Origin of the sequence: Enterobacter sichuanensis (genome assembly GCF_009036245.1) — a bacterium.
Lineage (GTDB): Bacteria > Pseudomonadota > Gammaproteobacteria > Enterobacterales > Enterobacteriaceae > Enterobacter > Enterobacter sichuanensis.
Window position 1 is genome coordinate 382,786 of sequence record NZ_CP027986.1, and the last position, 12,759, is coordinate 395,544.

Consider the following 12,759-nt stretch of genomic DNA (forward strand, 5'->3'; position numbering starts at 1 on the left):
GACCCTCTCCCCTCCGGGGAGAGGGGATGGCCTGGTGCGGTGTGTTAATGGCGGAGTTCTACCGCTTTTCGTTCGATGTCCTGTTCCGGGACACTTGCGTAGCGTTTCGCATACAGCGCGGTGATGATGGGCACCAGAATCGCAGTGACAATCACGCTGGCGGCAACCAGTGCTGTCGCGGAAGCGGCCACCGGTTCGAAAGCTGGGTTAATCTGGGCAATAATCACCGGATTGGCGACGGCTGCGCCTGCGGCTGAAGAGGCGGCGACGCCCGCCGTACCGTTTCCTCCCCCGATAACGCGGTCAGCAATCACCAGCGGAATACCGGTGATGACGATCACGGCAACACCCAGCACAATACCCAGCAGTCCGGTATCGAGAATGACCTTCAGGTTGATGGTATTTCCCAGCGCGAAGCCGAAGAACGGGATCAGCACCGGCGTGGCTTTGCTGAAGAAATCACGCAGATCGTGGTCCAGATTGCCCAGCGCGAAACCGACCAGGAAAGGCAGGATCGCGCCGACAAAATGGTGGGGTTCAAAAGAGGCCAGGCCTGCAGAGCCCAGTATAAGCATCGTCACCAGCGGGCCGGACTCCAGAGACATCAGGACAAAGGCACCGGACTCTTCTTTCGTCCCGTACTGGTTCATCAGGCTGGCGTACAACCCGCCGTTGGTCATATCCATCGCGGAGACAATCGCCAGCACCGATAAACCGGCAAAGAATCCGTTCTGAATTCCATTCTCCGGAATGAACATCGCGCATATCATTGCCACACTCCAGGCAACCGCTATTTTGGTTATCACCAGCGTACCGGATTTCCGTAATACCGTACCCGTCGCCCGCAAATTAATGGATGCGCCAATACAAAAAAACCAGACGGCAAGAATGGGAACCGTACCCGTAATCATTCCTTTTGTAAAACCACCGAAATAAGCCCCGGTATCAGGAGCCAGGGTATTCAGGATGGCTCCCAGTACCAGCGGAACCAGCATCATACCGCCAGGTATGCGTTCTATCGTGGCTTTAATCTTCATAGACAAACCTCACATCTGATCCCGCATGGCGGGTGATAGCTGTTAAAAATTAGTCATTAAATTCAATCTGTTGCCGTTTGTGTCCGCGATCGTGTTTTTAATGGCCCGGCAACAAAATGAACTGAGTACGCTCGCGTAACCTCAGCCGAAAAGAGATAAAACGTTATGTTCGGATTTATCATGCGATCATTGGAATATCGATTCAATGAAAATAAAACATCGTTTTAGTTATCTTTGTCACATATTCAATGCAAAGCTAAGGGCAGATTCCTGACGATGGAAAATTATGTGAGTTGGGTATGAATTAATGGGGTTCGTTTTTTTGATGAGAAAGGATTAATAACGTGTGTGAGGCTGCTTTTCAGGCGGACTGAGAAAGTGCCTATTTGCGCTCCTTGACAAAAATTAGCGTGGGTTGACCGAGCACAGAAATATGTGTGAAGTTGATCACAAATATAAACGCTGGTAGGGTAAAAAGGTCATTAACTGCCCAGACAGGCGTCAACAGGTTCGGTTGTATCGACGTAAAACGTCAATGTAAGTAAACCTGCTACGCTTGAATAAGGCGATTCGCATGGAGCGGATCCCATGGTTCACAGAACGCAAACTGGACTGTGAAACAGACAGGGCCGAGTCAACGAGGATAGCTATGCTGAGAAGGAAAAAGATTAAACCCATTACGCTTCGCGACGTCACCATTATTGATGACGCAAAACTGCGTAAAGCCATTACCGCAGCCTCGCTCGGTAATGCGATGGAATGGTTCGATTTTGGTGTCTACGGCTTTGTGGCCTACGCGTTAGGTAAAGTATTTTTCCCCGGTGCCGACCCCAGCCTGCAGATGATTGCCGCCCTGGGTACGTTCTCCGTTCCCTTCCTGATCCGTCCGCTGGGCGGTCTGTTTTTCGGTATGCTCGGCGATAAATATGGTCGCCAGAAGATCCTGGCCATCACCATCGTCATTATGTCGATCAGTACATTCTGTATCGGCCTTATCCCGTCTTATGCCTCCATCGGCATCTGGGCACCGATTCTGCTGCTGATTTGTAAGATGGCGCAGGGCTTCTCGGTAGGGGGGGAATATACCGGGGCATCGATCTTTGTTGCTGAATACTCCCCGGACCGTAAGCGCGGGTTTATGGGAAGCTGGCTGGACTTCGGCTCGATTGCCGGATTTGTTCTGGGCGCGGGCGTGGTGGTACTGATTTCAACCGTGGTGGGGGAAGAGAACTTCCTCGACTGGGGCTGGCGTATTCCATTCTTCCTGGCGCTGCCGCTGGGGATCATAGGCCTGTATCTGCGTCATGCGCTTGAAGAGACGCCTGCGTTCCAGCAGCACGTTGATAAGCTTGAGCAAGGCGATCGCGAAGGGCTGCAGGACGGTCCGAAGGTGTCGTTCAAAGAGATCGCCACTAAGCACTGGCGGAGCCTGCTGGTCTGTATCGGTCTGGTGATCTCCACCAACGTGACCTATTACATGCTGCTGACCTACATGCCGAGCTATCTGTCGCATAACCTGCACTACTCGGAAGATCACGGTGTGCTGATCATTATCGCCATCATGGTGGGTATGCTGTTTGTGCAGCCGATTATGGGCCTGTTGAGTGACCGCTTTGGTCGTCGACCGTTCATTATTCTGGGAAGCGTTGCGCTGTTTGCTCTCGCCATCCCGGCGTTTATTCTGATCAACAGTAATGTGCTGGGGCTGATTTTTGCCGGTTTGCTGATGCTGGCGGTGATCCTTAACTGCTTTATCGGGGTGATGGCCTCAACGTTGCCTGCGATGTTCCCAACGCACATTCGCTACAGTGCGCTGGCTGCGGCCTTTAATATCTCGGTGCTGATTGCCGGTCTGACCCCGACGCTTGCCGCTTCGCTGGTGGAGAGCACGCAGAACCTGATGATGCCAGCTTATTACCTGATGGTGATTGCGGTGATTGGTTTGATTACGGGTCTTACCATGAAGGAGACCGCGAATCGACCTCTGAAAGGCGCAACGCCTGCGGCATCGGATATTCAGGAAGCGAAAGAGATCCTCCGTGAGCACTACGATAGCGTAGAGCAGAAGATCGAGGATATTGACGCAGAGATTGAAGAACTGCAGAAGAAACGCTCCCGACTGGTGGACCAGCATCCACGCATCAACGAGTAATAAAAAACCCGCCGCTGGCGGGTTTTTCTTTTATTAGCATCCTGCGGCGATGTAGTCGCCATTGGCGCTGATGGGGATCACCGTCAGGAACAGCACCGTCGCGAACAGGATCAGGGCTATCCCTCCGGCTATTTTGACTGCCGGCACCAGCCATCTTAATGACGTGCTTTCTCCGAACCAGGTCACCGTGCGTTCACGGGCGTAACGTACAGCCAGTGAAAGCCCCATAATCGACAGCGCTGTGCCCAGCGACATGGTCATGACCGCGGCCATTCCCCAGGTGACTATGCCCAGCGCGTTCGAGAACATCAGGATCATGATTGCCCCGCTACACGGACGCGCGCCGATCGCCAGGATCACCCCCAGACGGGTTTTCCAGTCGCCCTGCGTCAGGTCTGCGCCTACACCGTGATGGCCGCAGCCACAGTGTTCATCATGCTGATGAAGAGGCTTAATGGCGGACACCGTCATCCTGCGTGGGCGCAGGCTCTTCAGCGCCTGGTAAATGACGAAGGCCCCAAATGCGCCAATAAGCACAGCGCTTATCTTCTCAACATACCAGCGGCTGGTACTGATATCCCCGGACGCAAGGTTAAACCCGACAGCCAGAATAAAGACAAACAGTATGGCGCTGACGCCTTGCATCAGGCTACCCACGAAGGGGACGACCCTGGCGGCCAGCTCGCTTTCTTTATTTGTCGTCAGGTAGGTCGTCACGATGAACTTTCCGTGTCCGGGACCAATGGCGTGCAGAACGCCATAAAGAAAAGCTCCCGTTAGTAACCATAATCCGCCGCTGTACTGGTGGTTATTAAGCTGCAGCAGATACATCACCAGATAACGGTGCAGCGTAATTTGCGTGGCAAGACACCACTGGATAAAGGCGTTCCAGTGGCTATGCAGGGTAAATCCGGTAAAGAGGATCGCCAGCAGCATCAACCCCGCTGTAGGGAGACGCCAGTCACGGGCGAGGCGTTGTGTGGTCATGAGGATGAGCCTGCACAGAGGAGAATATTTGCCGCTAGTATAGTTGATCTTCCTGTTAATTCGTGGGATCGCATCGGGATCCGTTCATGATTGTGGATAACTTTGTGCATAAAAGGGTATAAGGCGGGGTTTTGCTGGGGAATGCAGCAGTCAGTCATTTTTTTGCAACTTTTCGGTTGCGGTCGCTCGGTAACTCCCTATAATGCGCCTCCATCGACACGGCGGATGTGAATCACTTCACAAACAGCCCGGTCGGTTGAAGAGAAAAAATCCTGAAATAACGGGTTGACTCTGAAAGAGGAAAGCGTAATATACGCCACCTCGCAACGGTGAGCGAAAGCCGCGTTGCAACTGTTCTTTAATAATTTATCAGACAATCTGTGTGGGCACTCAAAGTGACATGGATTCTTAACGTCCTCGGACGAAAAATGAATACCAAGTCTCAACGAGTGAACACGTAATTCATTACGAAGTTTAATTCAATGAGCATCAAACTTTTAAATTGAAGAGTTTGATCATGGCTCAGATTGAACGCTGGCGGCAGGCCTAACACATGCAAGTCGAACGGTAGCACAGAGAGCTTGCTCTCGGGTGACGAGTGGCGGACGGGTGAGTAATGTCTGGGAAACTGCCTGATGGAGGGGGATAACTACTGGAAACGGTAGCTAATACCGCATAACGTCGCAAGACCAAAGAGGGGGACCTTCGGGCCTCTTGCCATCAGATGTGCCCAGATGGGATTAGCTAGTAGGTGGGGTAACGGCTCACCTAGGCGACGATCCCTAGCTGGTCTGAGAGGATGACCAGCCACACTGGAACTGAGACACGGTCCAGACTCCTACGGGAGGCAGCAGTGGGGAATATTGCACAATGGGCGCAAGCCTGATGCAGCCATGCCGCGTGTATGAAGAAGGCCTTCGGGTTGTAAAGTACTTTCAGCGGGGAGGAAGGCGTTGTGGTTAATAACCACAGCGATTGACGTTACCCGCAGAAGAAGCACCGGCTAACTCCGTGCCAGCAGCCGCGGTAATACGGAGGGTGCAAGCGTTAATCGGAATTACTGGGCGTAAAGCGCACGCAGGCGGTCTGTCAAGTCGGATGTGAAATCCCCGGGCTCAACCTGGGAACTGCATTCGAAACTGGCAGGCTAGAGTCTTGTAGAGGGGGGTAGAATTCCAGGTGTAGCGGTGAAATGCGTAGAGATCTGGAGGAATACCGGTGGCGAAGGCGGCCCCCTGGACAAAGACTGACGCTCAGGTGCGAAAGCGTGGGAGCAAACAGGATTAGATACCCTGGTAGTCCACGCCGTAAACGATGTCGACTTGGAGGTTGTGCCCTTGAGGCGTGGCTTCCGGAGCTAACGCGTTAAGTCGACCGCCTGGGGAGTACGGCCGCAAGGTTAAAACTCAAATGAATTGACGGGGGCCCGCACAAGCGGTGGAGCATGTGGTTTAATTCGATGCAACGCGAAGAACCTTACCTACTCTTGACATCCAGAGAACTTTCCAGAGATGGATTGGTGCCTTCGGGAACTCTGAGACAGGTGCTGCATGGCTGTCGTCAGCTCGTGTTGTGAAATGTTGGGTTAAGTCCCGCAACGAGCGCAACCCTTATCCTTTGTTGCCAGCGGTTAGGCCGGGAACTCAAAGGAGACTGCCAGTGATAAACTGGAGGAAGGTGGGGATGACGTCAAGTCATCATGGCCCTTACGAGTAGGGCTACACACGTGCTACAATGGCGCATACAAAGAGAAGCGACCTCGCGAGAGCAAGCGGACCTCATAAAGTGCGTCGTAGTCCGGATTGGAGTCTGCAACTCGACTCCATGAAGTCGGAATCGCTAGTAATCGTAGATCAGAATGCTACGGTGAATACGTTCCCGGGCCTTGTACACACCGCCCGTCACACCATGGGAGTGGGTTGCAAAAGAAGTAGGTAGCTTAACCTTCGGGAGGGCGCTTACCACTTTGTGATTCATGACTGGGGTGAAGTCGTAACAAGGTAACCGTAGGGGAACCTGCGGTTGGATCACCTCCTTACCTTAAAGAACCTGCCTTTGTAGTGCTCACACAGATTGTCTGATGAAAAGTAAAAAGCAAGGCGTCTTGCGATTGAGACTGACACGTCCCCTTCGTCTAGAGGCCCAGGACACCGCCCTTTCACGGCGGTAACAGGGGTTCGAATCCCCTAGGGGACGCCACTTGCTGGTTCGTGAGTGAAAGTCACCTGCCGTCATATCTCAAAACTGACTTACGAGTCATGTTTGAGATATTTGCTCTTTAAAAATCTGGATCAAGCTGAAAATTGAAACGACACACATGTTATGTGTGTTCGAGTCTCTCAAATTTTCGCAATCAGAAGTGAAACATCTTCGGGTTGTGAGGTTAAGCGACTAAGCGTACACGGTGGATGCCCTGGCAGTCAGAGGCGATGAAGGACGTGCTAATCTGCGAAAAGCGCCGGCGAGGTGATATGAACCTTTGACCCGGCGATGTCCGAATGGGGAAACCCAGTGTGTTCCGACACACTATCGTTAACTGAATACATAGGTTAACGAGGCGAACCGGGGGAACTGAAACATCTAAGTACCCCGAGGAAAAGAAATCAACCGAGATTCCCCCAGTAGCGGCGAGCGAACGGGGAGCAGCCCAGAGTCTGAATCAGCTTGTGTGTTAGTGGAACGGTCTGGAAAGTCCGACGGTACAGGGTGATAGTCCCGTACACGAAAACACACAGGCTGTGAACTCGAAGAGTAGGGCGGGACACGTGGTATCCTGTCTGAATATGGGGGGACCATCCTCCAAGGCTAAATACTCCTGACTGACCGATAGTGAACCAGTACCGTGAGGGAAAGGCGAAAAGAACCCCGGCGAGGGGAGTGAAAAAGAACCTGAAACCGTGTACGTACAAGCAGTGGGAGCACCTTCGGGTGTGACTGCGTACCTTTTGTATAATGGGTCAGCGACTTATATTCTGTAGCAAGGTTAACCGTATAGGGGAGCCGAAGGGAAACCGAGTCTTAACTGGGCGTTAAGTTGCAGGGTATAGACCCGAAACCCGGTGATCTAGCCATGGGCAGGTTGAAGGTTGGGTAACACTAACTGGAGGACCGAACCGACTAATGTTGAAAAATTAGCGGATGACTTGTGGCTGGGGGTGAAAGGCCAATCAAACCGGGAGATAGCTGGTTCTCCCGAAAGCTATTTAGGTAGCGCCTCGTGAACTCATCTTCGGGGGTAGAGCACTGTTTCGGCTAGGGGGCCATCCCGGCTTACCAACCCGATGCAAACTACGAATACCGAAGAATGTTATCACGGGAGACACACGGCGGGTGCTAACGTCCGTCGTGAAGAGGGAAACAACCCAGACCGCCAGCTAAGGTCCCAAAGTCATGGTTAAGTGGGAAACGATGTGGGAAGGCACAGACAGCCAGGATGTTGGCTTAGAAGCAGCCATCATTTAAAGAAAGCGTAATAGCTCACTGGTCGAGTCGGCCTGCGCGGAAGATGTAACGGGGCTAAACCATGCACCGAAGCTGCGGCAGCGACACTATGTGTTGTTGGGTAGGGGAGCGTTCTGTAAGCCGTTGAAGGTGGCCTGTGAGGGTTGCTGGAGGTATCAGAAGTGCGAATGCTGACATAAGTAACGATAAAGCGGGTGAAAAGCCCGCTCGCCGGAAGACCAAGGGTTCCTGTCCAACGTTAATCGGGGCAGGGTGAGTCGACCCCTAAGGCGAGGCCGAAAGGCGTAGTCGATGGGAAACAGGTTAATATTCCTGTACTTGGTGTTACTGCGAAGGGGGGACGGAGAAGGCTATGTTAGCCGGGCGACGGTTGTCCCGGTTTAAGCATGTAGGCGGAGGTTCTAGGTAAATCCGGTACCTTTTAACGCTGAGGTGTGATGACGAGGCACTACGGTGCTGAAGTAACAAATGCCCTGCTTCCAGGAAAAGCCTCTAAGCATCAGGTAACATCAAATCGTACCCCAAACCGACACAGGTGGTCAGGTAGAGAATACCAAGGCGCTTGAGAGAACTCGGGTGAAGGAACTAGGCAAAATGGTGCCGTAACTTCGGGAGAAGGCACGCTGATATGTAGGTGAAGCCCCTGCGGGTGGAGCTGAAATCAGTCGAAGATACCAGCTGGCTGCAACTGTTTATTAAAAACACAGCACTGTGCAAACACGAAAGTGGACGTATACGGTGTGACGCCTGCCCGGTGCCGGAAGGTTAATTGATGGGGTTAGCGGTAACGCGAAGCTCTTGATCGAAGCCCCGGTAAACGGCGGCCGTAACTATAACGGTCCTAAGGTAGCGAAATTCCTTGTCGGGTAAGTTCCGACCTGCACGAATGGCGTAATGATGGCCAGGCTGTCTCCACCCGAGACTCAGTGAAATTGAACTCGCTGTGAAGATGCAGTGTACCCGCGGCAAGACGGAAAGACCCCGTGAACCTTTACTATAGCTTGACACTGAACACTGGTCCTTGATGTGTAGGATAGGTGGGAGGCTTTGAAGTGTGGACGCCAGTCTGCATGGAGCCGTCCTTGAAATACCACCCTTTAATGGCTGGTGTTCTAACGTAGACCCGTAATCCGGGTTGCGGACAGTGTCTGGTGGGTAGTTTGACTGGGGCGGTCTCCTCCCAAAGAGTAACGGAGGAGCACGAAGGTTAGCTAATCCTGGTCGGACATCAGGAGGTTAGTGCAATGGCATAAGCTAGCTTGACTGCGAGAGTGACGGCTCGAGCAGGTGCGAAAGCAGGTCATAGTGATCCGGTGGTTCTGAATGGAAGGGCCATCGCTCAACGGATAAAAGGTACTCCGGGGATAACAGGCTGATACCGCCCAAGAGTTCATATCGACGGCGGTGTTTGGCACCTCGATGTCGGCTCATCACATCCTGGGGCTGAAGTAGGTCCCAAGGGTATGGCTGTTCGCCATTTAAAGTGGTACGCGAGCTGGGTTTAGAACGTCGTGAGACAGTTCGGTCCCTATCTGCCGTGGGCGCTGGAGAATTGAGGGGGGCTGCTCCTAGTACGAGAGGACCGGAGTGGACGCATCACTGGTGTTCGGGTTGTCATGCCAATGGCACTGCCCGGTAGCTAAATGCGGAAGAGATAAGTGCTGAAAGCATCTAAGCACGAAACTTGCCCCGAGATGAGTTCTCCCTGAGACTTTAAGTCTCCTGAAGGAACGTTGAAGACGACGACGTTGATAGGTCGGGTGTGTAAGCGCAGCGATGCGTTGAGCTAACCGATACTAATGAACCGTGAGGCTTAACCTTACAACGCCGAAGATGTTTTGGCGAAGAGACGACACAAGTTTCAGCTTTGATACAGATTAAACAGAATTTGCCTGGCGGCTTTAGCGCGGTGGTCCCACCTGACCCCATGCCGAACTCAGAAGTGAAACGCCGTAGCGCCGATGGTAGTGTGGGGTCTCCCCATGTGAGAGTAGGGAACTGCCAGGCATCAATTTAGAAGAACCCCGTACCGTAAGGTACGGGGTTTTTTGCTTTGGGCGTTAGAAAACACGCCGGATGGCGGCTTCGCCTTATCCGGCCTACGAAACCTGTCGGCCCGGTAAGCGCAGCGCCACCGGGTATGGATCACACGGCAAAGAGAAACAAGAATACTAAAGAAGGGATTTATAAACGCAGAAAAGCAAAAACCCAGCCATAGGCTGGGTTCTTTAAATAGTGGTGCCCGGACTCGGAATCGAACCAAGGACACGGGGATTTTCAATCCCCTGCTCTACCGACTGAGCTATCCGGGCAACGGAGCGCATTAAACCGTAATCGCGACCGGGCGTCAACACTATTTCGGGAAAAACGGTTCAACTGCTTAACTTTACGGCAATGTGCTGGCTTCTGCAGCAAAAAGCTAAACTACGCTTACGTCAACGCCCCACCCATTCGGCACTGGGCAAAGCGCAGAATATCTTCCGCCAGACGGTGGGCCGTATCCACATCGGCCTGGCTACGGTTCACCAGCATGCGGCTCAGGCAGCCTTCCAGCACCAGCTCCATCTGTTTAGCTACCATTGCCGGGTCATCCACTTCAAGACGGGTCAGCAGCTCGTGAGTGAAGTCATGCGCAGCCCGTTTTTGCTGATCCGCCAACTGGTGGATAGGGTGACCAGGATCGGGGAAGTAGGTACAGGCGGCGATGAACAGACAACCCGGATAGCGGTTGTTGCTGACGCATTCGGTCAGGGCCGTATAGCGCGCCAGCAACTTTTGTTCCGCGGTCAGCTCTTCATTCAGCATCAGCTGCCTGCGCCAGACATCAACCTGCTGGCTGAGATAGCGCAGGGCATCATAAAGCAGCGCCTCTTTATCCGGCCAGAAGCGCTTAAGTTCATCCACGGGGTAATCGATACGGTCGGCTACCATCTCAAGCGTGGTGCTGGCGATCCCTTGAATCTCAAGTAATTGCAGGGCTTGTCCCAGTACGTCTTCGCGTTGCACGGTTTTCTCCTCCGCTATTCCCAACGGTTTGTCCCGTCTAAAGTGTTGTTTACGGTTGGCGATTGCGCAAATGCGCGCTGAATGCCGTTGCATCCATAAACCCGGTGACACGCTGTTCTGGCTGCTCTTCACCCTGTTCATTGAAGAACAAAATGGTGGGCAGACCAAGAACGTTAAGGTGTTTCAGCAGCGCCTTGTCCTGCGCACTGTTTGCGGTGACGTTTGCCTGGAGCAGCAGCGTCTCATTCAGCCCGTGTTGCACCTGTGGATCGCTAAAGGTGTATTTTTCAAACTCTTTGCAGGCGACACACCAGTCTGCATAGAGATCGAGCATCACCGGTTTACCTTTCGCCTCCGTCAGGGCGCTGTTGAGTTCGTCCACGTTCTTAATCTGGATGAAATTCAGATGCGCCTGCGTCTGACCCACGGGTGAACCAAACGCCCAGTCCTGCAGCGGGCGTACGCTTACCAGCGCGGCGGCGAGCAGAAGAATTTGCACCAGGCGCATGCACGCTTTTTTCGCCTCCAGGCTGACGATAAACGCCCAGGCAAAGAAGGTTACGCCGAGCATCGCCCACAGTCGCATACCCCAGACGTCACCGAGGATACGCTCAAGGAGGAAAACCGGCAGCGCGAGGATGACAAAGCCAAACGCGGTTTTCACCGTCTCCATCCACGGGCCGCTCTTTGGCAGCAGGCGGTTGCCAAATACTGTCACCAGCATCAGCGGCAGACCCATGCCCATCGCATAGAGATAAAGTGTCCCGCCCCCAAGCCACATATTACCGCTCTGGGCGATATAGAGCAGGATGGCGCTCAGCGGGGCGGTGGTACAGGGAGAGCAAATTAATCCGGCGATGGCCCCCATGACAAACACGCCACCTGCCGATCCCCCTTGCTGGCGGTTACTCATCAGCGTTAAACGGGTTTGCAGCGCCGACGGCAACTGCAGGGTAAACAGGCCGAACATCGACAATGCCAGCAGGATGAAGACAACCGACAAGCCAATCAGCACGTAAGGGTGCTGAAGGGCGGCCTGGAACTGTAACCCCGCAGCGGCAACCACAAGGCCAAGGGCGGTATAGGTTAACGCCATCCCCTGTACATAAATAAAGGCCAACAGTAGGGCGCGTGCGGTGGAAAGGCGTTGCTTACCCCCCAGCACGATGCCGGAGATGAGCGGATACATCGGCAGTACGCAGGGAGTAAAAGCAATGCCAATGCCAATCAGCAAGGCCCAAAGCGCTGAGAATGGAAGGTCAGACGCGGCTTCGCCTTCTCCCCTCACCCTGGCCCTCTCCCCAGAGGGGAGAGGGGAAAAGGCAGCCGCCACCTTCACTTCGCTGAGCGGAACGATCTTCGTTTCTGGCGGATAGCAGAATCCGGCATCCGCACAGCCCTGATAGGTCACCGTCAGGGTCGCGCCTTTATCCGCCTGATTCACGGTGACGGGCACGCTTAAACGCTGGCGGTAGATCTCACTCTTGCCGTAAAACTCATCCTTGTGCCACTCGCCGGCAGGCAGCTGTAAAGCCCCTACGTTTGCCTGGGCAGGGGTAATGCTTACCTGCTTGCGGTAGAGATAATAGCCCTCTTTCACCTGCCAGGTGAGGGTCAGGTCGTGCTGGTTTTGTTGAAAATCAAAAACAAACGCCTGATCGGCCGGAATGAAGTTCGAACGGCCGGGCGCGTCAAACAACCCGGCAAAGACTGATGTGCTGCACAGCAGCAGGATCAGCGTAAGGAAGCGTTGAGCCATGAGAGATAGTCGTTATCACCGTGGAGCACGGGCAATACCAGCAGCTCCGGAGTTTGGTAAGGATGATGAGATTTGAGGCAGTCGAGTAGCGCCTGCTGATTCGCCTGATTGGTTTTGAGCAACATCTGGACTTCGTACTCCTGCTCCAGTTTGCCCTCCCAGTAGTAAAGGGAAGTGGCACCGGGAAGGAGTGTTACACAGGCGGCCAGTTTTTCGGCCAGCACTTTGGCGGCGAGATCCTGGGCGGAAGCTTCATCAGGGGCGGTACACAGTACGACAACAGCATCAGGCGTGTTCATAAGTCGACCTCCTCATCACGAAAGGCTTCACTATATCACGCAAGACAATAGGTCATT

At 53.5% G+C, this 12,759-nt stretch carries 6 protein-coding genes, 2 tRNA genes and 3 rRNA genes; 5 read left to right on the forward strand and 6 right to left on the reverse strand.

Annotated features, from left to right (window positions below):
• Positions 1-44: 44 nt before the first annotated feature.
• On the reverse strand, positions 45-1,037 hold the full coding sequence (gene kdgT, locus C1N69_RS01805; RefSeq protein WP_047957577.1) for a 2-keto-3-deoxygluconate transporter: 993 nt from the start codon (positions 1,035-1,037) through the stop codon (positions 45-47).
• Between the two features lie 649 nt (positions 1,038-1,686).
• Here kdgT and proP point away from each other — a divergent pair.
• A complete protein-coding gene (proP, locus tag C1N69_RS01810; RefSeq protein WP_045285521.1) occupies positions 1,687-3,189 on the forward strand; it encodes a glycine betaine/L-proline transporter ProP in 1,503 nt (500 codons plus the stop codon).
• Between the two features lie 33 nt (positions 3,190-3,222).
• Here the strand turns inward: proP and C1N69_RS01815 are convergent, their stop codons facing one another.
• Positions 3,223-4,176 carry a nickel/cobalt transporter gene (locus C1N69_RS01815; RefSeq protein ID WP_155030573.1) on the reverse strand — a complete coding sequence of 318 codons (954 nt, stop codon included), beginning with the start codon at positions 4,174-4,176 and terminating at the stop codon, positions 3,223-3,225.
• Between the two features lie 499 nt (positions 4,177-4,675).
• On the opposite strand from C1N69_RS01815, the gene C1N69_RS01820 reads away from it, so the two are divergent.
• The 4 genes from C1N69_RS01820 (at position 4,676) to rrf (ending at position 9,645) form a co-directional block, all read left to right on the forward strand.
• Positions 4,676-6,214, forward strand: a 16S ribosomal RNA gene (locus C1N69_RS01820).
• Between the two features lie 85 nt (positions 6,215-6,299).
• Positions 6,300-6,375 (forward strand) — tRNA-Glu (locus C1N69_RS01825).
• A 182-nt stretch (positions 6,376-6,557) separates the two neighbouring features.
• Positions 6,558-9,459: ribosomal RNA gene (locus C1N69_RS01830) — 23S ribosomal RNA — on the forward strand.
• 70 nt (positions 9,460-9,529) lie between these two features.
• Positions 9,530-9,645 (forward strand): 5S ribosomal RNA (rrf, locus tag C1N69_RS01835).
• Together the 16S, 23S and 5S rRNA genes with 1 tRNA gene alongside form the textbook arrangement of a ribosomal RNA operon.
• Positions 9,646-9,874: 229 nt before the next feature.
• Here rrf and C1N69_RS01840 read toward each other — a convergent pair.
• The 4 genes from C1N69_RS01840 to cutA form a co-directional block, all read right to left on the reverse strand.
• A tRNA-Phe gene (locus tag C1N69_RS01840) sits at positions 9,875-9,950 on the reverse strand.
• Positions 9,951-10,068: 118 nt separating this feature from the next.
• Positions 10,069-10,644, reverse strand: a complete 576-nt coding sequence (locus C1N69_RS01845) for a transcriptional regulator (RefSeq protein WP_025758219.1) — start codon at positions 10,642-10,644, stop codon at positions 10,069-10,071.
• Positions 10,645-10,693: 49 nt separating this feature from the next.
• Positions 10,694-12,403, reverse strand: a complete 1,710-nt coding sequence (locus C1N69_RS01850) for a protein-disulfide reductase DsbD (protein ID WP_155030574.1) — start codon at positions 12,401-12,403, stop codon at positions 10,694-10,696.
• Entirely contained in the window at positions 12,379-12,702 is a 324-nt protein-coding gene (cutA, locus tag C1N69_RS01855; RefSeq protein WP_025758221.1) for a divalent cation tolerance protein CutA, read from the reverse strand. Before cutA ends, C1N69_RS01850 begins: the two co-directional genes overlap by 25 nt.
• Positions 12,703-12,759: the final 57 nt, after the last annotated feature.

What these genes read in the sequence shown, in the direction of transcription:
- kdgT (WP_047957577.1), bottom strand. Translation starts at nt 1,037, where the DNA reads ATGAAGATTAAAGCCACGATAGAACGCATACCTGGCGGTATGATGCTG.
- proP (WP_045285521.1), top strand. Translation starts at nt 1,687, where the DNA reads ATGCTGAGAAGGAAAAAGATTAAACCCATTACGCTTCGCGACGTCACC.
- C1N69_RS01815 (WP_155030573.1), bottom strand. Translation starts at nt 4,176, where the DNA reads ATGACCACACAACGCCTCGCCCGTGACTGGCGTCTCCCTACAGCGGGG.
- C1N69_RS01850 (WP_155030574.1), bottom strand. Translation starts at nt 12,403, where the DNA reads ATGGCTCAACGCTTCCTTACGCTGATCCTGCTGCTGTGCAGCACATCA.
- cutA (WP_025758221.1), bottom strand. Translation starts at nt 12,702, where the DNA reads ATGAACACGCCTGATGCTGTTGTCGTACTGTGTACCGCCCCTGATGAA.